We start from the raw sequence: 24,314 nt of genomic DNA on the forward strand, positions 1-24,314 counted from the left end.
CGCGACGCCCGGCGGGTCAGCGCGCGGCGGCCTCCTCCACGGCGAGCGCCCGGGCGGCGGCGGCGAGCGCGTCCACGACGTCGGCGTCGTGGAAGCGACGCTCGGTCGGCTCGACCCGGTCGACGAAGCGCTGGTAGACGACGGCGAGCCGCGCGGCCGCGACGGGGGCCAGCAGCCGCGCCGCACCCTCGGGGTCGCAGCCGGGCACGGCGCGACGCCACGCGTCCGACCAGTGGGCCCGGACCGCGGGCGCGTCCGCCGGCGGGACCGCGGCGAGGAACGCCTCGCGGTCGAGCATCGGGTGGCCCGTGGCGCTGTCCCCCCAGTCGAGGAGGGTCAGGGCGCCCGGCGTGCCGCGCACGTTGCCCGGGTGGGCGTCCCCGTGCACCAGCGTGTCCGGCAGGCCGCACGCGGTGACGGCCGCCCAGCGCTCGCCCAGGCCCGCGACGAGGCGGTCGAGGGCCGCCCGGTCGGCCGGCGGCAGCGCGGCGGCGCGGCGGGCGACGACGTCCGCCACCGCCGCGGTGAGGGGCTCGGCGCGCGCGGACGGCACCCCGGCCGCCTCGAGCTCGGCGGCGCGCCCGAGCCAGGCGCGCTGCACGCCGACGAGCAGGTCGACCGCCTCGAGCAGCACGGCCCGCGGGGCCTCGTACTGGTCCTCGCCCGGGACGGCGGCGAGCAGCACGCGCGGACCGTCGCGCCCGAGCAGCGTCGGGACCGGTCCGCCCTGGAGGCGCGCGAGCACGGCACCCTCGTGCGCGAAGAACGCGGGGACGACCTTGAGCCAGGCGGAGCCGCCGTCGTCGGTGGGCAGCTCCCAGAGCGAGGACAGGTTCCAGGTCCGGTCCTGCACGGGCGCGCCGGCGAGGCGCAGACCGTGGGTGCCGAGCACCTCGACCGCCCAGCGGAGGTCGGCCGCAGGTCCGCCCGGCCGGGCGTACGCGGGGCGCTCCGGCGCGTCCGCGAGCGCCCGGACGCGCAGCGCCTCGTCGAGCGGGGCCCGGAGCGGCACGCCCGCGGGCAGCGGCCCGCTCACCTCGGCGAGGTAGGTGACCCCGCCGCCCTGGGGTCGGGCGAGCTCGGTGTCGAGCAGCCGGAGGACCGTGAGGTCGAGCCCGGTCGCGGCCCGGGCCGCGGCGACGACGGCGCGCGCGTCCTGCCACCAGGGCGTCGCCACCTCGATCTCGTCGAGCCGGCCGAGCAGCTCGCCGGCCGGCGTGACGAGGACGAGCGTCGCGCGGCGGGGCGGCGGGTCGTGGGCGGGCACCGTCAGCGGAGCCCGCCGGGGGACGCCGCGCGCGCCGCGAGCGCCTCGACGATCGGGACGTCCGGGTCGAGCCACGGGACCGAGAGCCAGGCGCCGGCGTCGAGCCAGGTGACCGCGTCGTGCTCGACGAGCGGCTGGGGCTCGCCGGACGCGACCGTCGCGGCCCACAACCGCATGACGTAGCCGTGCGTGATGGGCCAGCCGCCGTCGTGCGGGCCCGGGATCTCGGCGCCGACGCTGATGGTCACGCCGAGCTCCTCGCCGATCTCGCGGTGGAGCGCCTCGAGCGGCGTCTCCCCCGGGTCGACCTTGCCGCCCGGGAACTCCCACCGACCCGCCAGGGACAGGGGCTTGCTGCGCCGCGCCGACAGCAGGCGTGCGGGTCGGTCGAGGTCGTCGACGAGGCCGACCGCCACGACGAGCACGGGAGGTCGGCGGCTCGTCATGACCGGATTCTCCCAGACGGCGGCGGCCCGGCCGGGCACCCGCTCAGCTCGGCAGGTGCCAGGCGCCCTTCGCCGACGCCGCGAGCTGGGCAGCGACGTCCCGCACGTCCTCGCCCGAGCGGCGCACGAGGCGCGCGAGCCGGCCCGGGCCGTCGGACACCAGGACGTAGACATCGACGGTGCGCCCCGCGGCCGCCTCGGCCGTGACGAGGCGGTTGAGGCGGCAGCGCTCCTCGCCGCGCGGGTTCTGGCAGTCGCGGCGCGTGATGTCGCCGAGGCCGTGGCGCTCGCCGAAGGTCCGGGCGAGGTCGTCGGACGCGCCGACGTAGCGCACGGTGCCGTGCGTGACCAGGGCGTACACACCTGGCGCGGCCGGGAGCTCGTGCTCCGGCTCGATGTGCCCGAACGGGCCGAGGGCCCAGGCGGGGTACCGCTGCTCGACGGCGGCCATGCCGGCGAGGGGCGAGTGCACGAGGACGGTGCCGTCCGCCTCCTGCTCGACGAAGAGGCGACCCGCGTGGCTCAGGACCCGGCGGTCGAGGACCAGGTGGTCCGGCGCCCAGTGCTCGTCGACCGCAGGTCGACCGCCCGGACGATCCACGCGCACCTGCCTCCGAGCGGGGCCCGACGGGCCGGAGATGTGTCCTCCGACATTACCCGGGCAGGGTGGCCGGTCCGAACCGGACCGGCCACCACCCCTGGACCCCGCGCGTGCTGGTGGAGCGGTGGTGCGCTGGTGGTCAGCGCAGGCCGATCTGGCGCGCGCACGCGACCGCGTCGGCCCGGGTCGAGACGCCGAGCTTCTTGTAGACGCTGCGGACCTGCGACTTCACGGTGTTGCGCGTGACGAAGAGCTTGGTCGCGATCTCCTCGAGCGTGACCGTCTCGTCCAGGTTGGAGAGGATCACGCGCTCGCGACGCGTGAGGGGCTCGGCGGTGCGCTGCGTCGGGACCGTACGGAGCTCGGTCGCTTCGATCGTCATGATGACCTCCAGGGGACGGTGCTCGGGGTGAAGCACCGGTTGTGCGGGTACACCTGGAGAGAGCGGGGACTTCACCCCCGATGACGCGGTTTTCACCCCCGATTTCGCGGCCACGCGGTTGCGGGGGCGCGGTCCGGCCCGATAGGGCACCCCCGCGACCGCATCGCCGCAGGTCAGCGGCCCGAGTGATCGACTACTGCCGCCGCCGCACGTTCACCCGATCGGAGTACGCGAGGGCGCCGCCCGCAGGGCTCGTCGACCCCGCCGCGGCGCGCCCCGTCACTCCCCGATGAGCTCGGCGTACTCCTGCGCGCTGAGCAGCGTCCCCGTCGCGACGACCTCGACGCGCAGCAGCCAGCCCCGGCCGTACGGGTCGGAGTTGACGAGGCTCGGGTCCGCGACCGCCTCGTCGTTGGTCTCGACGACCGTGCCCGTGACGGGCGAGTAGATCTCGGACACCGACTTCGTCGACTCGATCTCGCCGCACACCGACCCCGCGGTCACCTGGGACCCCACCTCGGGCAGCTCGAGGTAGACGACGTCGCCCAGCGCGTCCGCCGCGTTGGCGGTGACGCCGATCGTCGCGGGGTCGCCCGTCGTCACCCACTCGTGCTCGGCGGTGTACTGCAGCTCGGTCGGGATGGTGCTCACGGGGTCTCCTCGGTGGTGGTGCGGTGCTGCAGCGGTCGTCCGGCGGGGCCGGGTGGTCGGGTGGCGCGGGTCAGGCGCCGGCGCCGCGGTCGCGACGGTAGAACGGCAGGGCCACCACGCGCACGGGCTCGGCGCGCCCGCGCACGTCGACGGCGAGCTCCGTCCCGGGTGCGCTGACCTCGGGCGTCACGTACGCCATGGCGATCGGGTGCCCGAGCGTGGGCGACGGCGCGCCCGACGTCACGTGCCCGACGACGGCCCCCCGCGGCGCGAGCACCGGGTGCCCGGGGCGCGCGGCGCGGCGCGAGAGGCCCTGGAGCCCGACGAGGACCCGGGCGGGGTCCGAGCCCGCGCGCGCGGCGAGCGGGCCCCGGCCCACGAAGTCGACCGGGGCGCCGTCGGCGTCCACCTTGTCCAGCCGGACGACGCGGCCGAGGCCGGCGTCGTGCGGCGTCGTCGTGACGTCGAGCTCGTTGCCGTAGAGCGGCATGCCGGCCTCGAGGCGCAGGCTGTCACGTGCCGAGAGGCCGGCGGGCACGAGGCCCTGCGCCCCGCCGGTCGCCAGGACGGCGCGCCACAGGGCGCGCGCGTGCTCGGCCTCGACGAAGAGCTCGAAGCCGTCCTCGCCCGTGTACCCGGTGCGCGCCACGAACGCGGGGACGCCCGCGACGACCGCACGCGTGCCGGCGTAGTACTTGAGCCCGACGACGGCCGCGCGCTCGGCCTCGACCGGCACGAGCTCCGCGACGATGCTCTCCGCGGCGGGACCCTGGACCGCGATGAGCGCGGTGGCCTCCGACTCGTCGTGGACCTCGACCTCCGGTCCGGCGCAGCGCTCACGGAGCGCCTCGAGCACGACGCCCGCGTTGGACGCGTTCGCGACGACGAGCCAGGCGTCGTCGTCCGTGCGGTAGACGACGAGGTCGTCGAGGACGCCGCCGTCCGGCCGGCAGATCATCGTGTACCGCGCCCGGCCGACGGCCAGGCCCGAGAGGTTGCCCACGAGCGCGCGGTCGAGCGCCGCACCCGCGCCGGGCCCGGCGACGCGGATCTCACCCATGTGCGACAGGTCGAAGAGGCCCGCGGCCTCGCGCACCGCCCGGTGCTCCGCGAGGTCCGACGTGTACCGCAACGGCATCGACCAGCCCGCGAACGGCGTCATCGCCGCCCCGAGCGCGACGTGCTCGGCGTGCAGCGGACCGTGGCGTCCCGCGTCGGCGGGGTCCTCGGCGTGCGGCGTCCGCCGCGGGGTGCCGAACTCGTTGAGGCGCTCGGGGTGGGCGTGCTCGGTCGTCTGCTCGGTGGTCGTGCGCTCGGTGGCGGCGCGCTCGGCGTTGATGCGCTCGGTGTTCACGCGTACTCCTCGATCGGCGGGCACGAGCAGACCAGGTTGCGGTCACCTGCAGCCTGGTCGATCCGACGCACCGGCGGCCAGTACTTCCCGGCACGAAGACCGGCGACGGGGAACGCCGCCGTCTCGCGGCTGTAGGGGCGGTCCCACGCGTCGGAGACGACGCTGGCCGCCGTGTGCGGCGCGCCGCGCAGGGGCGAGTCCGCCGCGGACCAGGTGCCGGCCTCGACCTCGGCGATCTCGCCGCGGATCGCGACCATCGCCTCGACGAACCGGTCCAGCTCGCCGAGGTCCTCGCTCTCCGTCGGCTCGACCATGAGCGTGCCCGGCACGGGGAACGAGAGCGTCGGGGCGTGGAAGCCGTAGTCCATGAGGCGCTTGGCGACGTCCTCGGCCGTGACCCCGGTGGCCGCCGTGATCGGTCGCAGGTCGAGGATGCACTCGTGGGCCACGTGGCCACCCGGGCCCGTGAACAGCACCGGGTAGTGGTCCGTGAGGCGGGCCGCGAGGTAGTTCGCCCCGAGCACCGCGACCTCCGTCGCGCGCCGCAGCCCCTCCGCGCCCATGAGGGCGACGTACGCCCACGAGATCGGCAGGATGCCCGCCGAGCCGTGGGGCGCCGAGGACACCCGCGTGGCGCCGCGCCCCGGGAGGAACGGCACGAGGTGCTCGGCGACAGCGACCGGGCCCACGCCCGGACCGCCGCCGCCGTGCGGGATGCAGAACGTCTTGTGCAGGTTGAGGTGGCTCACGTCGCCGCCGAGGTCGCCCGGCTGCGCGAGACCGACGAGCGCGTTGAGGTTGGCGCCGTCGATGTACACCTGGCCGCCCGCGGCGTGCACGAGGTCGCACACCTCGCGCACGTGCGCCTCGTACACGCCGTGCGTCGACGGGTACGTGATCATGATCGCCGCGACGCCGTCCGCGTGCTCCTCGAGGCGCGCGCGCAGGTCGCCGAGGTCGACCTCGCCGTCGGCCGCCGTCTTCACGACGACGACGCGCATCCCGGCGAGCACCGCGGACGCCGCGTTGGTCCCGTGGGCGCTCGCGGGGATGAGGCAGACCGTGCGCTCCCCCTGGCCGCGCGAGCGGTGGTAGGCGCGGATCGCGAGCAGGCCGGCGAGCTCGCCCTGCGAGCCCGCGTTGGGCTGGACGCTCGCCGCGGCGTAGCCCGTGATGCTCGCGAGCCACCCCTCGAGCTCCGCGACGAGCGCGGCGTAGCCCTGCGTCTGGTCGGCAGGCGCGAGCGGGTGCAGGTCCGCGAAGCCCGGCCAGCTGATCGGCTCCATCTCGACCGCGGCGTTGAGCTTCATCGTGCACGAGCCCAGCGGGATCATCGTGCGGTCCAGCGCCAGGTCCTTGTCCGCGAGCGTGCGGAGGTACCGCATCATCGCCGTCTCGCTGCGGTAGCGGTGGAAGGTGGGGTGCTGGAGGTACGGCGTCGTGCGTCGGAGCTCTGTGGGGATGGTGGGTGCCGCTCCGTGGTCGGGTCCGGCCGGGGCGGCGGCGGGAGCGCTTGCCCTTCCCGCGCCGGCTCCTTCGTCGCCGGCGCCCGCCAGGCCCACCACGGGCTGCGCCACTCCCGCCGCCGCCCCGGCCTCTGCGGTCAGCTCGGCTCCGGCGTCGGTCGGGTCGGGCGAGGCACCGTCGCCCACCGCCTCCGTGAAGGCGGCGAGGACGGTCGTGAGGTGGGCGGGCGTCGTCTGCTCGTCCGTGGTGATCTGGACGGTGTCCGCGTCCGGGGACCAGAGGTTGATGCCTCGGGCCCGGGCGGCGGCGACGACGTCGGCGGCCCGGCCCGGGACGTGGGTGCGGACCGTGTCGAAGAAGGCGGCGTGGGTGACCTCGACGCCGGCCGCGCGGAGGTCGGCGGCGAGGGTCGCGGCGTGGGCGTGGACGCGCTCGGCGATCGTGCGGAGGCCGTCGGGGCCGTGGTACGTCGCGTACATGCTCGCCACGACGGCGAGCAGCGCCTGGGCGGTGCAGATGTTGCTCGTCGCCTTGTCACGACGGATGTGCTGCTCACGCGTCTGGAGCGCGAGGCGGTACGCCACGGCGCCGTCGGCGTCGGTGCTCACGCCGACGAGGCGGCCGGGGAGCGTGCGCTCGAGGCCCTGGCGGACGCTGATGAAGGCCGCGTGCGGGCCGCCGTAGAACATCGGGACGCCGAAGCGCTGCGCCGACCCGACGGCGACGTCGGCCCCGATCTCGCCGGGCGGGGTGAGCAGGGTGAGCGAGAGGAGGTCCGCGGCGACGGTGACGAGAGCGCCCGCCTCGTGCGCCGCGGCGACCAGCGCGCTCAGGTCGCGGACCGCGCCCGAGGCCCCGGGCTGCTGCACGACGACGCCGACCAGCTCGCCGACGCCGTCGGGCAGCCCCTCCGTGAGGTCCGCGACGACGAGCGGCAGGCCGATCGCCTCGGCGCGGCCGCGCACGACCTCGAGCGTCTGCGGCAGCGTGTCCGCGTCGACGACGACGACGCCGTCGGGGCGGCCCTTGACCGCGCGGCGCATGAGCAGGACGGCCTCGGTCACCGCGGTGGCCTCGTCGAGCAGGCTCGCGCCGGCGATCGGGAGGCCGGTGAGGTCGCTGACGACCGTCTGGAAGTTGAGCAGCGCCTCGAGGCGGCCCTGGCTGATCTCGGGCTGGTACGGCGTGTACGCCGTGTACCAGGCCGGGTTCTCGAGCACGTTGCGGCGGATCACGGGCGGGGTGGTCGTGCCGTGGTACCCCTGGCCGATCATCGGGACGAGGACCTCGTTGCGGTCCGCGAGCGCGCGCAGCGCGGCGAGCACCTCGGCCTCGGTGCGGGCCGGCGGCAGGTCGAGGGTGCCGGACATGCGGATCTCGGCGGGGACGGCGTCGTCCACGAGGGCGTCGAGCGACGTCGCGCCGACGGCGGCGAGCATCGTGTCGAGGTGCGCGGGACGCGGGCCGATGTGGCGGTCCGCGAAGTCGCGGGCGGCGGGCGTGCCGGGGTGGGTCGCCGGCGGGGAGGCGACGGGCGCGGGCGTCGTCGTGCCGGGCGGCTGGGACGTGGTGGAGGTGGTCACGCTGGCGGCTCCGAGGACGTGCCCGGGCGGACCCGGACGGTGGCTGGGCCTCCCCGCTCTGTCATCGTGGGCCGGGGCCCTGACCTGAGAGTTTGACCGGCGTCCCGGAGGGACGCGCAGCGTGCACCGTCGGTGGACCGGCGGCGCCGGTCGCTTTCCAGAGTTGCCTCGCTGGGGCGGTACGTGGGCCTGAGAGATTCCCGGGGAGGGCCTTGCTCCTTCGGCGTCGCGACCTGGTCGCGAGCTCTCCCGCCGCAGCTCGAGCAGCGTGTTCGGTTGTGGTCCTGCTGCGTCGAGCATAGGTGCTGGGCGGGCGGGGCGGGGGCTGCGTCCACCGGCGGCGGTGGGACCGACGGGATCGCGCCCGCCGGTGCGTGGTGCGGCGCGCTACGTCGTCACCGACCCCGCCGGTCGGGCGGTGTCACCACGGGACCAAGCCCTGCGGGCACGCGAGGAGGGCGCGTCGCGACGCCCGTCGGCCTCACACGCCGAGACGCTCGCCGCGCACCTCGCGCCAGCGCAGCGCGTCGCCGATGGCGTCGCGCAGGGACAGCTCGGGCTTCCAGCCGAGGAGCTCGCGCGCGCGGTCGCTGGACGCCGCTCCGCCGACGACGTCGCCCTCCCGGCGCGGGCCGCGGACGACCTCGACGGGCTGCCCCACCACGTCGGCGAAGGCGTCCGCCAGCTCGAGGACGGTCGTCCCTGTCCCGGACCCGATGTTCACCGCGGTGAACGGTGAGGCGTCGTGGCAGACGTCGTCGAACGCCGCGAGCGCGAGGACGTGCGCCTGCGCGAGGTCCCACACGTGCACGTAGTCGCGGACGGGCGAGCCGTCGCGGGTCGGCCAGTCGGAGCCGTGCACGGTGAACGGCCGCCCTGCCTCGTGCGCGGCGAGCAGGCTGCCCAGGACGTGCGAGGGGTGAGCGACCTGGAGGCCCGTGCGCATCTGCGGGTCGGCGCCCACCGGGTTGAAGTAGCGCAGCGCGAGCGCGCGGACGGGGTGGGCGGCCACCACGTCCTGCAGCACCCGCTCGACCATCGCCTTCGAGACCGCGTACGGGCTGCGCGGGTCCAGCGGGGCCCGCTCGTCGACCACGAGCGACGGGCTCGCCGCGTAGACGGCGGCCGACGAGCTGAAGACGATGCGCGGGCACCCCACACCGACGAGCGCGTCGACGAGCTCGATCGACCGCGTCACGTTCGCGCGGTAGTAGGCGAGCGGGTCGCTGACCGACTCGTGCACGACGGTCCGGGCCGCGCAGTGGACCACACCCTCGATGTCGGGGTGCTCGGTGAACACACGCTCGACCAGCGCGCGGTCGCCCACGTCGCCCTCGTACACGAGGCGCCCGCGCACGAACTCGCGCCGGCCGGTGCTGAAGTCGTCGAGGATCACGGGGGTCCAGCCCCGGTCCAGGCACGCCGAGGCGACCGTGCTGCCGATGTACCCGGCACCTCCGGTGATGACGACCTTCATCCCGCCCCCTCCACTCCGGACATCCTGGGGCATGCGACACCCCGCAGGTGCGATCTTCCACGCCCTCGTTCCGCCCGGGCATCCGTCCGGGGGGTGGTGCGGGGACCGCCGGGGTCCTGCTCGCGACGGAGACGGGCCGCCGAGCGGGCTCGCGGGCGTCGCGGCGACCTCGCGGCGCGGGACGGCTTCGCGCACGTCGCGGCGACGCCGCGACGCGTGGGCAGCGTGCGCGCGAGGTCAGGTGGTGAGGCGCGACTGCCAGGCGACGATGCGGTCGACGGCCTCGGCGACCACGTCGGGGGGCGAGGCGAACGCGAGACGCACCCAGCCGTCGCCGTCGACCGCGTCGAAGTCGGTGCCCGGGGTGAGCGCGACGCCCGCCTCGTCGAGCAGCCGCGCGCACCACGTGACGGAGTCGAGTCCCGAGTCCGAGACGTCGGCGTAGAGGTAGAAGGCGCCGTCGGGCGGGGCGACCTGCCGCCAGCCGAGCTCGGGGAGCCGGTCGAGCAGCAGCGAGCGCGACGCCGCGTAGACCGCGACCTCCGCCTCCGCGGCCGCGTAGCCCTCCGGCGTGAGCGCCGCGACCGCCGCGTGCTGGGCGAGGCCGGGCGGGCAGAGCGCGACGTTGCCGGCGAGCGCGTCCACGGGACCGACGAGGTCAGGCGGGAGCACGAGCCAGCCCAGCCGCCACCCCGTCATCGCCCAGTACTTGGAGAACGAGGACACGACGACCGCGCCGGCATCCGTCGCCGCCGCCGCGGTCGCCGCCTCGGCCCCGTCGTACGTGATGCCGTGGTAGATCTCGTCGCTGATCAGCCGCACGTCGTACTCGGCGCACCAGGCGGTGAGCGCCGCGAGCTCCTGCGGGGTGAGCATCGTCCCCGTGGGGTTCGCGGGGCTCGCGGCGACGACGCCGTCGAGCCCGCCGTCGTAGTAGGCCGCGGTGAGCTGCTCGACCGTCGGCTGGTAGCGGGTCGCCGGGCCGCACGCGAGCTCGACCACCTCGAGCCCGAGCGATCTCAGGATGTTCTTGTACGCCGGGTAGCCGGGCCGCGCGACGGCGACGCGGTCGCCCGGGTCGAACGCGCTGAGGAAGGCGAGCAGGAAGCCGCCCGAGGAGCCGGTGGTCACGGCGACGCGGGCGGGATCGAGGTCGACGTCGTACCAGCGGCCGTAGTGCTCCGCGATGGCGCGTCGGAGCCGCGGCACGCCCACGGCCTCGGTGTACCCGACGTCGCCCGACGCCAGCAGGGCCGCGGCACGCTCGCGCACGACGGGCGAGGCGCCGTGCAGCGGCTGGCCAGCGCACAGGTTGACGACCGACGCCCCCGCGTCACGCCGGGCGTTGGCGGCCGCGAGGACCTCCATCACGGCGAACGGCGGGACGAGCGAGCGGCGCGAGACCTTCATCCGGCCATCCTGCCCCGACGCTCCGGCCGCGTGTGCCGGGCGGCGTCGGCCCGACGACCGGGTGGGGCTCAGCCGAAGTCGAGGATGTCGCTGAGCCAGGACTCCTTCTTCTTGCGGTACGGCTGGTTGCGCGGGTCGCGGCGCGGGTCGTAGTCACGCCGGTCGTCACGGCGGTCGTCACGCCGGTCGTCACGGTAGCCGCGGCGCTCGTCGCCGTACCCGGACGACGGGGTGTCGTACGGCTGCGCCGGGTAGGGCGCGGGAGCGGCGGGCTCCGCGCGGTACGGCTGCGGCGGGTACTGGCCGGACGCCGGCGACACCGGCGGGGCCGCCGAGGCGGGGGCGGCGGGCGCGACCTCCGCCGCGGCGCGGTCGAGGATCTTGTCGAGCTCACCGCGGTCGAGCCAGATGCCGCGACACGTCGGGCAGTAGTCGATCTCGACCCCCTGCCGCTCGGACATGACCAGGTCGACGCCGTCGATCGGGCACTTCATGGCAGCTCCTCCGCTCGTGGTGCGATCTCCCACACAACGCCGGGGGGCGCCCCGAAGTGCCCGACCGGCATCACGACTGCGACGCGTCCTGCGGGGGTCGGCCCTCGGCGAGCGCGGCCCGCACGTGGGCCACGATCCCGTCGACGGCGGCCTCGACCTCCGCGAGCGTCGTCTCGAAGCCCGACTCCTCGCCGTACCAGGGGTCGTCGACGTCGAGCACGTGCTCGGGACCGTCCGTCGGGGCCGCGGGGTCGAAGCTGCGGAACATGCGGATGCGGTCGGTCAGCCCGGCGTCACCCCGCGCGAGCCGGCGCAGCGCGGCCGCGTGCGTCGCCGTCATCGGGAGCACGAGGTCGCGCGCCGCGAGGTCGACGGCGTCGACCCGACGGGCGCGGTGCTCCGGCACCTCGTAGCCGTGGGCGGCGAGCACCCGCCGCGCGCGCGGGTCGATCGGCCGGCCGTGCTCCTCGTCGCTCGTGCCGGTCGAGTCGACGTCGACGACGTCGGCCAGGCCGGCCTCGGCGAGCCGCGCGCGCAGCACGACCTCGGCCATCGGCGAGCGGCAGATGTTGCCCGTGCAGACGGTCATGACGCGGTAGGTCGGGCGGTGCGGGGCGGGGCGGGTCACGCCGTCATCGTGCCCCACCGCAGCCGCTGCGGGCGGCAGCGCGAGCCCTAGAGTGCAGCCCATGACGACGGACGACCGCCCCGCCAAGGAGCCGTGGGCGGTGAGCTTCGGGCTGCTCGGCGTCGTCGCCGGGTGCCTCGTGACGGCGCTCGTGCTCATGGCCCTCGTGTACACGGTGCTCTCGGCGGCGCCGGCGGGCGAGCTCGAGGCCGCCGGGGTCGAGGCGGCTCCCGGACGGTTGGCCGTGCTCATCGGCGGCTTCGCCGCGATCGCCATCCTCGTCGTGGGCCCGACGCTCGCGTTCGGGGTGGGCTGGCTGCTCCGGCGGGTGCGCGCCCAGTCGCTGCACGTCATCGCCTTCGCCGCGCTGGGCGCCGTCGTCGGCGCGGTCGGCGGGTTCGTGCTCGGCGGGCCGACGTTCGCCAACCTCCTCGGCGGGATGCTCGGCGTCGCCGCGGCGGCGGGCCGCGCGGCCCTCGTCCCGTTCGCACGGGTCTGACCTCGCCCCGGGCGGGGCCCGGGCACGGGACAGCCCGTGGGTTACCGGTCGGGACGACCGGCGCGCCGTGCTGGACGATGCACGGCCCCCACGGGCTGCGGTGACTGCCGGGTCTCGCTGCCGCTCGGCGGCTCGGGACCGGAGGCAATCCGTCCGATGTGCTCGGGCGACTAGCGGACAGCCACCTCACGCGTCCGAAGAGAAATCATCTTCTGGACCACCTCCTCTCCCGTGTGCCTCGACGGTACGTCCGGCCCCGCGGGGATGCCAAGCGGTATTTCGCGGGCCGGCCGCACCCGGCTCGTGCCGCCCGCGGGCCTCAACGCCCGGGGGATCGGGCCGATATACCTGGCGACGTCCGACGTGGCCGGACCGGAGCAGAGGGGGCACGATGCGCGCCGAGCGGCTGCCTGCTGCCGTGCTGCTCGCCGGCGCGCTCGCGGTGCTCGTCTTCCTCGTCGCCCCCGTGGGCTCGCCCGCGCAGGTCGCCGCGTTCCTCGCACCCTTCGTCGCGACGACGGCGCTGCTCGGCGCACGCGCGTGGCGCGCGCGCGGACCGCACCGCCGGGCGCTCCAGCTGCTGTGGTTCGGCTCGGCGGCGTACCTCGTCGGGATGGGGACGTGGTACCTCGCGCCGGTGGTGCTCGGCGTGACGCTCGACTTCCCGACCGTGCTCGACGGCGTCTTCTTCGTCTCCTTCGGCGTCTACACCGCGTTCCTCACCGTCGTCCTGCGCCACCGTGCGCCGGACCGGCGGGCCGAGAGCCGGATCGCCGCCACCGACTCGCTCATCCTCACGTGCGCCGCCTCGGCGGCCGTCTGGGTGCTGCAGATCGAGCCGGGCATCCACACCCAGGCGCCCGTCATGGCGCGCGCCGTGGCGCTCGTCTACCCGGCGGCGAACGTCGTGATCTTCGCGCTCGCCGCGCGGCTCGCCGTCTCCGGCCGCCTCCTCGCGAGCGCGCCCGGCGCGCTCCTCCTGGCGTGGATCGGGTTCGAGCTCGCCGGGGACGTCTTCTACGGCACGCAGGTCACCAACGGCACGTTCGAGCACGGCGGGCCCCTGACGGTGACGTGGCTCGTGTCCTACAGCGCGCTCGCGGCCCTCGCGGTCCACCCGCGCCTGCCCGCGCTGCTGCGCGGCGCCCGCGGGCGCGACGACGTCGTCGTGGGCGAGCGTGCGGTCTGGGTGAGGTACGTCCGGCACGGGCTGCTGCTCGGGGCGACGCTCGTCCCCCTCGCGCTCATCGCGCTGAGCCCCGACGCCGGCCCGGGGCTGCTCGTGCTCGCGTGCGTGACGTTCGTGCTGGTCATCGTCCGGGTGCAGCTCCTCTCGGGCGACCTCGGGGACCAGCGCCGGCTCACGGCCGAGCAGCGGCGCCTGCTCGACCGCGTCGAGGCGCAGAACCTGGAGCTCGCGAGGTACGCCGCGATCGTCGACTCGACCGACGACTCCGTGCTCACGGTGACCCTCGACGGCCTCATCGCCACGTGGAACCCGGGCGCCACCCGCCTCTACGGGTACACCGCCGAGGAGGCCGTCGGCGGGCCGTCGAGCGTCCTCGTGCACGACCGCGACGCCGAGGCCTTCACGCAGGCCTTCACGCAGACGCTCGCGACGGGCCACGCGCGGATCGAGGCGCTCGCCCTGCGGCGCGACGGCACGACGGTCGAGATCCTCTGCACCCTCTCGGTCATCCGCGACGCCGACGGCGAGCCCGCGGGGGTCGTGGGCATCGCGCGCGACATCACGGACCGCAAGGCCGCCGAGGCGCAGCTGCGCGAGCACGCGCTCGAGATGCGCCGCCAGGCGTTCCAGGACCCCCTCACGGGCCTGGGCAACCGCGCGCTGTTCACCCAGCGCGTCGCCGAGCTCACCGACCCGGCGGCGGGCCTCGACCTGCGCGAGATCGCCGTCATCATGCTCGACCTCGACGACTTCAAGGTCGTCAACGACTCCCTCGGCCACGAGGCCGGCGACGCGCTCCTCACCGCCGCCGCGCGCCGCCTGGGGGACATCGTCGGCGAGCGCGGCACGGTGACCCGGCTCGGCGGCGACGAGTTCACGGTCATCCTGCCCCGGGGCGGGGAGGCGGCGGGGGTCGCCCTCGGCACCGAGGTGCTCGAGGCGTTCGCGCACGACTTCCAGGTGCTCGGCCTGGCGCTGCGCACCGCGACGAGCGTGGGCGTCACCACGGGCGCGGCCGGCGCCGACGCCGGCTCCCTGCTCCGCAGCGCGGACCTCGCCATGTACGCGGCCAAGGCCGCGGGGAAGGGCACGCTGCGCGTCTACCAGGAGGGCCTGCTGCACCAGGCGCACGAGCGCCTCCAGCTCGAGAACCACCTGCGCCACGCGGTGCAGCGGGGCGAGCTCGCGCTCGAGTACCAGCCGATCGTCGACGCCGGGACCGGCGCCGTCGTCGGGCTCGAGGCGCTCGCGCGGTGGCACCACCCGCGCTGGGGCGCGGTCTCGCCCGGCGCGTTCATCCCGGTCGCCGAGGCGAGCGGGACCATCGTGGTCATCGGCGAGTGGGTGCTGCGCACCGCGTGCCGCGAGGCCGCGGCGTTCGCGGTGACGCACGGGCGGCCCGTCGGCATCTCGGTCAACGTCTCGGTGCGGCAGCTGCAGGCCGACGGGTTCCGGGCGGTCGTCGAGGACGCCCTCGCCGAGGCCGGCCTCGCGCCCGAGCTCCTCACGCTCGAGGTGACCGAGAGCCTGTTCATGTCCGACGACCCGCGGTCCGCGGTCGTGCTCGACGAGCTGCACGCCCTCGGCGTCGAGCTGTCCGTCGACGACTTCGGCACCGGGCACTCCTCCCTCGCGCGCCTGCGTCTCCTGCCCGTGTCCGAGCTCAAGGTCGACCGGTCGTTCGTCAGCGCGATCGGCGAGGACGGCGAGTGCGGGCCGATCATCACGGCCGTCGTCGCGATGGCCCGGGCGCTCGACCTCTCGGTCGTCGCCGAGGGCGTGGAGACGGCCGTCCAGCTCACCGCCCTGCGGCGCGCGGGGTGCGACCGCATCCAGGGCTTCCACATCGCGCGGCCCATGCCGGCGGCGGGCCTCGCGACGCTGCCGCGCACGCTCGGGTCGCCGTCGACGGTGGTGCACGTCCCGACGCCCGCGCGACGCACGGGCACGCGCGTCCCCACGGCCTGACGGCGCACCCGGGCGGCGGCGCCCCGGGCCTGCGTGCGTCGGCCGCCCCGGCTAGGGTGCGGAGCCGGCGGGGCCGCCCCGCCGCGTCGCGACCGGGGAGGGACCATGAGGACGACACGCGCCGCCGCGGGCCTCGTCGCCCTCGCCCTCACGCTCCTGGCCTGCACGCCGCTCGAGCCCGACGGCGAGCGCTCGACGAGCGCACCCACGCCGACCCCGACGCCCGAGGTCGCCGTCGCCGCCGAGGTGCGCCTGCCCGACGCGGCCACGACGGTGCTCGACAGCCCGGACCCCGTCGCGCGCGCCGTGGCGGTCAGCGAGGCGCTCTTCGCGAGCGCGCCCGTCGTGGTGCTCGCCCCGGCCGACGACGTCGCCGCGCAGGTCCGCGCCGCCGCGCTGGCCGTCTCGCTCGGCGCGCCGCTCCTGCTCGCGGGCCCCGACGACACCGTCGGCGGCGAGGTCGAGCGCCTCGACGCCGCGGCCGTCCTCGCGGTGGGGGTGCCGGGCGGGCTCGAGACCGACGCGGACGTGGTCGACGCGCCCGAGGACCCCGAGGCGCTCGCCGCGGTCCTGCGCCTCGACCCCCTCGCGGCGCCCGTGACCGCACCCGGGGGCGAGGTGGCGGCGGTCGCCGCGCTCGACGCGTCGACCCTGCCGGCCGCGCCGAGCGACGCCGACGACGCCGGCGGGGCGACCACAGAGCCCGAGGAGCCCGACGAGGGCGCGCTGCCGCTCACCTCGCGGCCCGAGCCGCCGTCGGGCGGGCTCGTGCTCACCACGGGGGACGCGGGCGACGTCGCCGCGGTCGCGACCGCACGCGCGGCCGGCGTGCCGGTGCTCGCCGTGCCCGGGGGCGACCCGCGCGTGGGCAGCGCGACCGTGCAGGCGGTCGCCGCCGCCGCGCCCACCGCCGTCGTCGCGCTGGGCGCCGCCTTCGGGACCCCTGAGGACCTCGGCTGGCGGGTGACGACGGCCGCGACGGGCGTCGAGCTCCCGGGCGGGGGGCAGACGCTCTTCCCGGGTCGCCGGCTCGTGGCCCTCTACGGGACGCCGACGTTCCCGGCGCTCGGCGTGCTCGGCGAGACGGACCTCGCCGGGAGCATCGCCAAGGCGCACGCGCTCGCCGGCTCCTACCAGCCGCTGACGGGCGACCTGGTGGTGCCCGCGTTCGAGATCATCGTGACGATCGCCTCGGCCGGTGCGGGCGCCGACGGGAACTACTCGAACGAGCTGCCGGTCGAGTCGTTCGTGCCCTGGGTCGAGGCCGCGCGGGACGCCGGGATCTACGTGGTCCTCGACCTCCAGCCCGGGCGGACCGACTTCCTCAGCCAGGCGACGATCTACGAGCCGCTGCTGCGGTACCCGAACGTGGGCCTCGCCCTGGACCCCGAGTGGCGTCTCGCGCCCGACCAGGTGCACCTGCGCCAGATCGGGTCGGTGCACGCCTCCGAGATCAACGCCGTCTCGACGTGGCTCGCGGACCTCACGCGGACGCACGCCCTGCCGCAGAAGCTCTTCGTCCTGCACCAGTTCAGCCACCGGATGATCGCGGACCGCGCGCTCGTGGACACCAGCCGACCCGAGCTCGCGACGATGATCCACGTCGACGGCCAGGGCAGCCAGGGCGCCAAGGCGGGTACGTGGGCCTCGCTGCTGCAGGGCGCGCCGCCGGGCCTCGCGTGGGGCTGGAAGAACTTCATCGACGAGGACGTGCCGATGCTCACGCCGCCCGAGACCTACGCGGTGCAGCCGGTGCCGGAGCTCGTCACGTACCAGTGACCGCCCGGCCGGGCCGGACGCGACCGGGCCGGACCCGGCGCTGAGGTCAGACCGCGCGCAGGAGCTGCGTCGGCAGCACCGCGTTGAAGCACGCGCGCTCGCCGGCCATCGCGGCCCAGCGGGCCAGGACCTGCGGGGGGACCGTCATGGTGCTCGCGGAGTCCTCGACGGAGGTCGAGACGGACGCGGAGTTGCCGAGGTCGCTCATGGGGGCCTGCTCTCGTTCGGTGGCCCGGCTGACCTCGAGGGTCCCGTGGCTTTGCGTCCCCGCCTCGCGACGGGTTTGCCTTTTTCGCTGACGTGACGACTCTAACGGGGAGCCTCGCCGTGGCCGAGGGCCTCTGCGGGCCACCACCCGTTCGGGCGAGCGCTTTCACCCGCTGCGTCCCGCGTGCCGACGTGCGCCGCGGGCCGCTCTCGCCCTCGCGGCGGGACACGCAGCCCGACACGTCGCGGGCCTCGTCGGCAGTGCGGTTCGCCTCACAACCGGCGTGGGGCGGCCGATCCGACGGACGACCCGGCAGAAGGAGCACGTGTGGACGGCGTCGCGGCGGTCAGCCAGCGCATCGGGGAGATCGAGGGTCGCCTCGCGCTCCTCGGCTTCGCGCGCGCCTCGGCGTCGGGCGTGCTGGGCGGCGGTCCGGCGCCGGCGGTCGCGACGACCGGCATCGCGTCGGCCGGCGGCGCGTCGGCCGACTTCGCGTCCGCCCTCGCGACCGAGGTCGCGAGCACCGCCACCACGGCCGACGTCGGCTCCGGCAAGGCGCTCGTCGACGCCAAGGGCGTGCCGATCGAGCTCAAGCAGTACGGCAACGGCAAGGTCCCCGCCGCGGCGCTCAGCCCCGTCGCCGGGACGAGCCACACGCTCTGGACCCCCGCCGCACGCTCGCTCGAGGCGCTGCGCGACGCGGCCGCCGCCGACGGCGTGACGATCGGGATGACCGACTCCTACCGGACGTACGCGTCGCAGGTCGACCTCGCCGAGCGCAAGGGCCTGTACTCGCAGGGCGGCCTCGCCGCCGCGCCGGGCACGAGCATGCACGGCTGGGGCATGGCCGTGGACCTGTCGCTCGACGCGCGCGCCCAGGCGTGGATGCGCGAGCACGCCGGCGCGTACGGCTTCGTCGAGGACACGCCGCGCGAGCCGTGGCACTGGGGCTACCACCCCACCCACTGACGCACCCGGTCGCCGGCGCGCGGACGCCGAGGTCGCTGGTGACCTGGGAGACCAGCGACCTCGGCGTCCGTGCGGGGGAGCGCCGCGCGGGTGGTCAGATGACCATGACCGACAGGGAGCCCGTGCCGTAGCCGGCGATGGTGAGCTCCATGTCGACGCGCGGGACGTAGGCGAGGAGCCACCGCTGGATGTCGGCGGCCAGCGCCTCGCGCGGCGCGTACGCCTCGTAGAGCCGCACGTGGGGAGCGTCGTCCTTGTTGAAGAGCGACGCCATGATGTTGAGGATCTCGGCCGCGTTGTCGTAGAGCGCGGGCGTGATCATGCCCTTCTCGACGGCGTCGGCGGCGCCGGCCGCCGGCATGAGGGCGATCGCCGCGCCGCTGTGGGCCGTGAGCGAGAGGTCCATGAGGACGATGGCGCGCAGGGCGAGCTGGTCGTCGACGTACGCGGCCACGGTCGCGCCCGCCGGCACGCGCGTGTCGACCGGCGGCGTGCCGACCTGGGCCTCGACGTCGCGGCCGAGCAGGCCCTCGAGGAGCTCGCGGACCTCGAGGGCGGCCGGCAGGGGGCTCTTGGCGTTCATGCGAGGAACGGCTCGATCGTGTCGCGGAAGGTGTCCGCGGTGAAGGGCTTCGCGATGAGGAAGAGCGCGCCCTCGGCCTCGGCCTGCTCGCGCATCTCCGTCGAGCCCTCTGACGTCACGAACCCGAACGGCGTCTCGATGCCCTCCCGGCGCATCGCGCGCAGGAAGTCGATGCCGGTCATCTCGGGCATGTTCCAGTCGGACAGGACGAGGTCCGGGTCCTCCTGGCGCACGATCTCCAGGCCCGCGGCGCCGTCGGGCGCCTCGGTGACCTCCCAGTCGAAACCTGCCTGGCGCAGGGTGCGGACGACGATCTGGCGCATGACGCGGCTGTCGTCGGCGACGAGGACTCTCATCGGTACCACCTCGGTCGTACGGGGAACACAGGATCGGTCGGGGGCGTCGGGGTCGTGCGCGTCACCGGATGCTCCACAGGCTGAGCACCAGGAGCCGGCCGCGCCAGTCGAGCGTCAGGCGGTGCAGCAGCTCGCCGACGTCGCCGCGCGGCTCGGTGCGGTCGACGACGGGCAGGCCGAGCGCGTGCGGGTCGACGACGAGCGCCTTGACGTTGCCGCCGACGACGTTCGCGACCTCGCCCAGCGCGTCGACCAGGTCGGCGTCGGACACGTCGTCGTCGGCCTCGAGACCGAGCAGGGCGCGCGCGAGGTCCTCGGCGGTCGCCTCCTCGGTGCTCAGCAGCACGCGGCCCGCGGCCGGGCCGTGCACGTCGACCCACGCGTGGATCTCGCGCCCGAGCGCGGGGACGGGCCCGTCCCAGGGGCGCAGCGTCCCGGGCTCGGAGTCCACCATGGACGCGAAGAGGTCCTCCGCGATGCTGAGGACGGGGTCCGTGCCCCCGAAGGCCTCGATGTCGACGGCGGCGCTCATGCGATCTCCTCCTGCTGGACCAGCCCGAGGAGCTGGAGCTTGTCCCTGATGGCGTCCGCCGTGAACGGCTTGATGACGTACTCGTGCGCGCCGGCGGCGAGGGCACGGACGATCTGCCCGTGCTCGCTCTCGGTCGTCACCATCATGAGCGTGACGTCGCGCCACGCGCGGTTCGCGCGCACCGCACCGACGAACTCGAGCCCGTCCATGACGGGCATGTTCCAGTCGATGCAGCACAGGTCCACGACGGTCCCGGACTCGAGGACGTCGAGCGCCGCGCGCCCGTCCCCGGCCTCGATCGTCTCGAACCCGAGCGGGTGGAGCGTGCTCGCGACGATCCGCCGCATGACGCGCGAGTCGTCGATCACCAGTGCCTTCATGCTGCCCTCCGTGCGGCCAGCCGGTAGACGGAGCTGCGCCCGACCGGCACCCGCTCCCACCCGTCGTCGATGCCGATGGTCGTCTCGGCGGCGCCGAGCAGCAGGTAGCCGCCCGGTCGCACGACCTGCTGCACGCGGCGCAGGACGTCGCGCTTGGTGGCCAGGTCGAAGTAGATGAGCACGTTGCGCAGGAACACGATGTCGAAGGGACCGCCGAGCGGCGGCGCCTCGAGCAGGTTGTGCTTCGCGAACGTCACGGCCTGCCGCAGGGGCGCGGCGACCTCCCAGTCGGCCCCCGAGCGCGTGAAGTGCTTGACGAGCATCGGTGCGGGCAGGCCGCGGTTCACCTCGAGCTGGCTGTACCGGCCCGTGCGCGCGCGGTCGACCATCTGCTGCGAGAGGTCGGTCGCGACGATCCGCAGCGACGTCTGCGGGACGAGGTCGGCGAGCGCCATCGCGATGGAGTAGGGCTCCTGCCCGCTCGAGCACGCCGCGGACCAGATCCGCAGCGGGCCGGCGCCGAACGCGCCGCGCGCCTCGAGGAGCTCGGGCACCACGTGGTTCGCGAGCGCCTGGAACGGCTGGGCGTCGCGGAACCACGACGTCTCGTTGGTCGTGAGTGCCTCGACGACCTGCTCGACGGCGGCCGGCTGGGCGAGCGGCGGCGCGGCGCGCACCGAGCGGACGAACGCGTCGACGTCGGGCAGGCCCGCGGCGCGCGCGAGCGGCAGCAGGCGGCTCTCGACGAGGTACTCCTTGCCGGCCTCGAGCTGGATGGCGCTGCGGCGGCGCACGACGTCGGCGACCCAGGCGAAGGAGTCGGGTGCGAGGCTCATCGGCCCGCCCCGGCGGCGTGCAGGTCGCCCGCGGCGGTGCGCGCGAGCAGGGTCGCGGCGATCTCCTCGACGGGCATGACGGCGTGCGCGAGCCCCGCGCCCGCGACCGCGCCCGGCATGCCCCAGACGACGCTGGACGCCTCGTCCTGCACGACGACGTGGCCACCCGCGCCGACGACCGCCTCGCAGCCCGCGCGGCCGTCCGAGCCCATGCCCGTGAGGACCACGGTGAGCAGGTCGCCGCCGTAGACGGCGACCGCGGAGCGGAGCATGACGTCGACCGCGGGGCGGCAGAAGTTCACGGGCGGGCCCTGGTGCAGGCGCGTGCGCGCACCCGACGGCGCGGGGACGAGCTCGAGGTGCTGGTCGCCGGGTGCGATGTAGACGGTGCCGGGCGCGAGGGTCTCGCCGTCGCCGGCCTCGACGACCGTGCTGGGGCCGAGGCGGTCCAGGCGCGCCGCGAGCTGCCGCGTGAAGACGGGCGGCATGTGCTGGACGACGACCATCGGTACCGGGAGCGCGGTCGGCATCGCGCCGAGCAGGCGCGAGAGGGCCTCGGGCCCGCCCGTCGACGAGCCGAGGACGACGGCGCGCACGGGCCGGCGCGGGCCCTCGGGGCGCGGGCGCAGCCGGACGGGGGTGCGGCCCGCGGCCGGACGGACGGCGGCCGGGGCGCCGGGGGCGGCGGTCGCCGCCGCGCCGGACGCGGGCACTGGGCCGCGCAGGCCGCCGGGCCGCGGGACGAGCGCCTTGATGCGGGGCACGAGGTCGGACGCGACGCGCGCGAGCGACTCCTGCACGCTGCCGACGTTCGCGGGCTTGGTGACGTAGTCCGTCGCGCCCGCGGCGAGCGCGTCGAGCGTCGCGACGGCGCCGCGCTCGGTGAGCGTCGAGAACATGATGATCGGCATGCGGTGGCCGGCCTTGCGCAGCGCGCGCACCGCGTCGAGGCCGTCCATGACGGGCATCTCGATGTCCATCGTCACGAGGTCGGGCGCGAGCTGCTCGACCTTGCCCACCGCGATCTGACCGTTCGCGGCGATGCCGACGACCTCGATCGCCGGGTCGGCCGAGAGCACGTCGGTGACCAGCCGGCGGACGACGACGGAGTCGTCGACCACCAGGACCCTGATCGGTGCCACGCGTGTCCTCCGCTCGTCGCCACTCCTCGGCAGGGACCTCCCGCGCCGGGTTCCAGATCGGCCGCCCGACGCCGGTTGTGAGCGTCGGGCGGCGGGTTCAGCAGGTGAAAGCGGCGACCCGCCGAGCGGGTCGGCCGACGTCGACGCGCGCGTCAGTACGTGAAGGTCGCGACGCGGGCGCGCAGCTCGGCCGCCATCGCGGCGAGCTCGGCGACCGACGTCTGGAGCTGCGTGAGCACCTGGCTCGCGCCCGCCGACGCGGTCGCGACGCCCGTGATGTTCTGCGCGATCTCGCCCGAGCCCGCCGCGACCTCCTCGACGCCGCGGCTCATCTCGCTCGTCGTGGCCTGCTGCTCCTCGACCGCCGAGGCGATCGTCGACTGGAAGTCGCTGATGCGCCCGATGACGCCCGTGATCTCGCCGATCGCAGTGACCGCTGACGCGGTCATCGCCTGGTTCGCGCTGATGCGCGCGGCGATGTCCTCGGCGGCGCGCGCGGACTCGCGCGCGAGCTCCTTGACCTCGCCCGCGACGACCGCGAACCCGCGGCCCGCCTCGCCCGCGCGGGCGGCCTCGATGGTCGCGTTGAGCGCGAGGAGGTTGGTCTGCTCGGCGATGCCGGTGATCACGCGGACGACCGTGCCGATCTCCTCGGCGCTCCGCCCCAGCGCGCTCACCGCCTCCGCCGTGGTCCGCGACTGCTCGGCCCCGCGCTCCGCGACGCCCGCGGCCTCGGCGGCGTTCTGCGCGATCTCCTGGATCGACGCGCCCATCTGCTGCGCGCCGCCCGCGACGGCCCGGACGTTCTGGCTGACCTCCTCGGCGGCCGCCGCGACGACGCCGGCCTGGACCGCCGTCTCCTCGGACGAGGCGGTGACCTGGGCGCCCGCGGCGGACATCTCCTCGCTCGCCTGCGCGAGCGTCGTCGCGGCATCGGCGACCTGCGCGAGCGTCTCGCGCAGCGCGGCCTGGGCGGTCGCGAGGGAGCGCGCCATCTCGCCGAGCTCGTCCCGGCTCGTGACGTCGGCCTCGACCGTGAGGTCGCCCGCCGCCATCGCGTCGAGCGAGGCGCGCACCCGGGCGACCGAGCGGCGGACCTGGGCCGCCGTGAGCAGGCCGAGCCCCACGAGCACGACGAGCGCGAGCGCGATCGTCACGCGCATCGTCGTCCGGGACGACGCCGCCTGCGTCTCCGCCTGCGCCGCCGCCTCGTCCATGAGCCGGGTGACGTCGTCGGTCGCGGCGTCGAGGTACCGCGTGTACTCGATGGTGATGGGCTCGAGCCGCCCGCCGAGGAGGCGCGCGTACTCGGTGCGGTCGTCGTCGAGCGCGGGGCGCAGCAGCTCGTCGTCGCGCACCGCGGTCCAGCGGGCCTGCGCGTCGACGAACTCGTCGAAGCCCTCGAGCGCGATCCCGCTGCCCTGGACGTGCGCGATGTCGGCGGCGATCTGCTCGTCGTTCGTGCCCATCCGGTTGGTGAAGGGCTGCTTGGTGCCGGGCAGCTCGTGCGCGGCGATCTGCGCGAGGATCGTCACGGCCTCGGCCTGGTTCTCGCGCAGCCGGCTGAGCGGCGCCGCGGCGTCCTCCTGCAGGCGCGCGAGCCCGGCGGTGTTCTCCGCCATGGCCTCCATGCCGGTGACGACGCCCATGCCGAGGCCGCCGCAGGCGAGGACCGCGACGGCGACGAGCACGAGGATCTTGGTCCGGACCGAGCGGTCCGCGTACCAGCCGAGCCCGCGGCGGCGCGGGGCGCCGGGCCGCGCGACCACCGCCGTCGCCGACGCGCCGTCGGCGGGTCCGTCGTCGTGCCCGCCGTCGCCGGGCGTGGTGTCGCCGGGCGCGGCGTCGTCGAGCGCGACGTCAGCGGGCCCTGCGACGACCGAGCGCTGCGTGGGGACGTCGTCGAGGAGGTCCGGCGCGCCGTCGGGCGCGGTGCCGTCCCGCTCGAGCAGGGCGACGGAGGGCGGGGCGGTGGCGGGGTCGGGTACGGGGGTGTCCCGGCGCGGTGCACGGCTCCGCCCCCCGGGCACGGGCAGTGCACGGAGCGCGGTGAACGGCGAACGCATCGGGACTCCTCCTCGAGCCTGGTGGTGGCGCGACGGCCGGCGCGGTG

At 75.7% G+C, this 24,314-nt stretch carries 23 protein-coding genes and 2 riboswitches; of the genes, 4 read left to right on the plus strand and 19 right to left on the minus strand.

What is annotated here, in order from left to right; genetic code table 11:
- Positions 1-16 precede the first annotated feature (16 nt).
- The 11 genes from JIG38_RS20895 to JIG38_RS04545 all read right to left on the minus strand — a co-directional run bounded on the left by JIG38_RS20895 (position 17) and on the right by JIG38_RS04545 (position 11,721).
- Positions 17-1,267, minus strand: a complete 1,251-nt coding sequence (locus tag JIG38_RS20895) for a phosphotransferase (protein ID WP_199422551.1) — start codon at positions 1,265-1,267, stop codon at positions 17-19.
- Between the two features lie 2 nt (positions 1,268-1,269).
- Positions 1,270-1,713 carry a (deoxy)nucleoside triphosphate pyrophosphohydrolase gene (locus JIG38_RS04500; protein WP_199422552.1) on the minus strand — a complete coding sequence of 148 codons (444 nt, stop codon included), beginning with the start codon at positions 1,711-1,713 and terminating at the stop codon, positions 1,270-1,272.
- A 43-nt stretch (positions 1,714-1,756) separates the two neighbouring features.
- Entirely contained in the window at positions 1,757-2,314 is a 558-nt protein-coding gene (locus JIG38_RS04505; protein WP_199422553.1) for a GIY-YIG nuclease family protein, read from the minus strand.
- A 139-nt stretch (positions 2,315-2,453) separates the two neighbouring features.
- Complete coding sequence (locus JIG38_RS04510; RefSeq protein ID WP_199422554.1) at positions 2,454-2,696, minus strand: LuxR C-terminal-related transcriptional regulator; 243 nt, start codon at positions 2,694-2,696, stop codon at positions 2,454-2,456.
- A gap of 279 nt (positions 2,697-2,975) precedes the next feature.
- Positions 2,976-3,347 carry a glycine cleavage system protein GcvH gene (gene gcvH / locus JIG38_RS04515; RefSeq protein ID WP_199422555.1) on the minus strand — a complete coding sequence of 124 codons (372 nt, stop codon included), beginning with the start codon at positions 3,345-3,347 and terminating at the stop codon, positions 2,976-2,978.
- A 70-nt stretch (positions 3,348-3,417) separates the two neighbouring features.
- Positions 3,418-4,509, minus strand: a complete 1,092-nt coding sequence (gene gcvT / locus JIG38_RS04520; RefSeq protein ID WP_199422622.1) for a glycine cleavage system aminomethyltransferase GcvT — start codon at positions 4,507-4,509, stop codon at positions 3,418-3,420.
- Positions 4,510-4,697: 188 nt separating this feature from the next.
- Positions 4,698-7,751 carry an aminomethyl-transferring glycine dehydrogenase subunit GcvPB gene (gene gcvPB / locus JIG38_RS04525; protein ID WP_199422556.1) on the minus strand — a complete coding sequence of 1,018 codons (3,054 nt, stop codon included), beginning with the start codon at positions 7,749-7,751 and terminating at the stop codon, positions 4,698-4,700.
- 167 nt (positions 7,752-7,918) lie between these two features.
- A riboswitch (glycine riboswitch) is annotated at positions 7,919-8,013 on the minus strand.
- A 219-nt stretch (positions 8,014-8,232) separates the two neighbouring features.
- Positions 8,233-9,228 carry a UDP-glucose 4-epimerase GalE gene (gene galE / locus JIG38_RS04530; RefSeq protein ID WP_199422557.1) on the minus strand — a complete coding sequence of 332 codons (996 nt, stop codon included), beginning with the start codon at positions 9,226-9,228 and terminating at the stop codon, positions 8,233-8,235.
- A 237-nt stretch (positions 9,229-9,465) separates the two neighbouring features.
- Positions 9,466-10,638: a pyridoxal phosphate-dependent aminotransferase gene (locus JIG38_RS04535; RefSeq protein WP_199422558.1), complete on the minus strand. Its 1,173-nt coding sequence runs from the start codon at positions 10,636-10,638 to the stop codon at positions 9,466-9,468.
- A gap of 68 nt (positions 10,639-10,706) precedes the next feature.
- Positions 10,707-11,132 (minus strand): TFIIB-type zinc ribbon-containing protein, encoded by a 426-nt coding sequence (locus tag JIG38_RS04540; protein WP_199422559.1) that lies wholly within the window; start codon positions 11,130-11,132, stop codon positions 10,707-10,709.
- Positions 11,133-11,202: 70 nt separating this feature from the next.
- Entirely contained in the window at positions 11,203-11,721 is a 519-nt protein-coding gene (locus JIG38_RS04545; RefSeq protein ID WP_199422623.1) for a low molecular weight protein-tyrosine-phosphatase, read from the minus strand.
- A gap of 100 nt (positions 11,722-11,821) precedes the next feature.
- On the opposite strand from JIG38_RS04545, the gene JIG38_RS04550 reads away from it, so the two are divergent.
- The 3 genes from JIG38_RS04550 (at position 11,822) to JIG38_RS04560 (ending at position 17,195) form a co-directional block, all read left to right on the plus strand.
- The gene (locus JIG38_RS04550) at positions 11,822-12,259 is read left to right on the plus strand and encodes a hypothetical protein (RefSeq protein ID WP_199422560.1); all 438 of its coding nucleotides are present in this window, start codon (positions 11,822-11,824) and stop codon (positions 12,257-12,259) included.
- Positions 12,260-12,650: 391 nt separating this feature from the next.
- Positions 12,651-15,416, plus strand: coding sequence for a putative bifunctional diguanylate cyclase/phosphodiesterase (locus JIG38_RS04555; protein ID WP_199422561.1), 2,766 nt, complete (start codon positions 12,651-12,653; stop codon positions 15,414-15,416).
- A 105-nt stretch (positions 15,417-15,521) separates the two neighbouring features.
- A complete protein-coding gene (locus JIG38_RS04560; RefSeq protein WP_199422562.1) occupies positions 15,522-17,195 on the plus strand; it encodes a hypothetical protein in 1,674 nt (557 codons plus the stop codon).
- Between the two features lie 46 nt (positions 17,196-17,241).
- On the opposite strand, the gene JIG38_RS04565 is transcribed toward JIG38_RS04560, so the two are convergent.
- The gene (locus JIG38_RS04565; RefSeq protein WP_199422563.1) at positions 17,242-17,403 is read right to left on the minus strand and encodes a hypothetical protein; all 162 of its coding nucleotides are present in this window, start codon (positions 17,401-17,403) and stop codon (positions 17,242-17,244) included.
- 15 nt (positions 17,404-17,418) lie between these two features.
- Positions 17,419-17,493: riboswitch (cyclic di-GMP riboswitch) on the minus strand.
- A gap of 237 nt (positions 17,494-17,730) precedes the next feature.
- Between JIG38_RS04565 and JIG38_RS20620 the strand changes: the two genes are divergently transcribed.
- On the plus strand, positions 17,731-18,372 hold the full coding sequence (locus tag JIG38_RS20620) for a M15 family metallopeptidase (RefSeq protein ID WP_199422564.1): 642 nt from the start codon (positions 17,731-17,733) through the stop codon (positions 18,370-18,372).
- Between the two features lie 94 nt (positions 18,373-18,466).
- Here the strand turns inward: JIG38_RS20620 and JIG38_RS04575 are convergent, their stop codons facing one another.
- The 7 genes from JIG38_RS04575 to JIG38_RS04605 form a co-directional block, all read right to left on the minus strand.
- Positions 18,467-18,955 (minus strand): hypothetical protein, encoded by a 489-nt coding sequence (locus tag JIG38_RS04575; RefSeq protein WP_199422565.1) that lies wholly within the window; start codon positions 18,953-18,955, stop codon positions 18,467-18,469.
- Positions 18,952-19,311 (minus strand): response regulator, encoded by a 360-nt coding sequence (locus tag JIG38_RS04580; RefSeq protein WP_199422566.1) that lies wholly within the window; start codon positions 19,309-19,311, stop codon positions 18,952-18,954. The genes JIG38_RS04575 and JIG38_RS04580 overlap by 4 nt, the downstream gene beginning before the upstream one ends.
- Before the next feature lie 61 nt (positions 19,312-19,372).
- Positions 19,373-19,843, minus strand: coding sequence for a chemotaxis protein CheX (locus JIG38_RS04585; RefSeq protein WP_199422567.1), 471 nt, complete (start codon positions 19,841-19,843; stop codon positions 19,373-19,375).
- Complete coding sequence (locus JIG38_RS04590) at positions 19,840-20,223, minus strand: response regulator (protein ID WP_199422568.1); 384 nt, start codon at positions 20,221-20,223, stop codon at positions 19,840-19,842. Before JIG38_RS04590 ends, JIG38_RS04585 begins: the two co-directional genes overlap by 4 nt.
- Positions 20,220-21,059, minus strand: a complete 840-nt coding sequence (locus JIG38_RS04595) for a CheR family methyltransferase (protein ID WP_199422569.1) — start codon at positions 21,057-21,059, stop codon at positions 20,220-20,222. Before JIG38_RS04595 ends, JIG38_RS04590 begins: the two co-directional genes overlap by 4 nt.
- On the minus strand, positions 21,056-22,201 hold the full coding sequence (cheB, locus tag JIG38_RS04600) for a chemotaxis-specific protein-glutamate methyltransferase CheB (protein WP_199422570.1): 1,146 nt from the start codon (positions 22,199-22,201) through the stop codon (positions 21,056-21,058). Before cheB ends, JIG38_RS04595 begins: the two co-directional genes overlap by 4 nt.
- A gap of 152 nt (positions 22,202-22,353) precedes the next feature.
- Positions 22,354-24,267, minus strand: a complete 1,914-nt coding sequence (locus tag JIG38_RS04605) for a methyl-accepting chemotaxis protein (RefSeq protein ID WP_233404411.1) — start codon at positions 24,265-24,267, stop codon at positions 22,354-22,356.
- Positions 24,268-24,314: the final 47 nt, after the last annotated feature.

The organism is Actinotalea solisilvae (assembly GCF_016464425.1).
Lineage (GTDB): Bacteria > Actinomycetota > Actinomycetes > Actinomycetales > Cellulomonadaceae > Actinotalea > Actinotalea solisilvae.